At 62.8% G+C, this 250-nt stretch carries 1 pseudogene; it reads right to left on the bottom strand.

Going from position 1 to position 250, the window contains the following annotated elements:
- Positions 1–250, bottom strand: a pseudogene (locus SB725_RS32840) (glyoxalase); the annotation flags it as partial.

Here is a 250-nt window from a genome sequence, read left to right as displayed (position 1 = left end):
GAAGATGTGGATAGTGTTGATCTTTACCAGCGCGGCGTCGCTTGGTTTGCCCGGCGCCCAGTCGTTCCAATGCCCGCCCGGGAATGGCTTGAGGGTGCCGTCAGGCATGACTTCTGCAATGGAGGGGGTTTTCTCGAACCCCGGCCAGCGAGGCAGGCCGACGAACAAGCGACCGTCAGAGGTGAGCGCCACCGCATTACATAGCCAATCCAGGCGTGCCACTTCGGTGAGCGCCGTGCCCATGCTCGGC

Origin of the sequence: Pseudomonas sp. SIMBA_041 (genome assembly GCF_046535095.1) — a bacterium.
Taxonomy (GTDB): domain Bacteria; phylum Pseudomonadota; class Gammaproteobacteria; order Pseudomonadales; family Pseudomonadaceae; genus Aquipseudomonas; species Aquipseudomonas mucoides.
The sequence above is the reverse complement of the archived record's forward strand: the minus strand, read 5'-3'. Positions and strand labels throughout refer to the sequence as shown.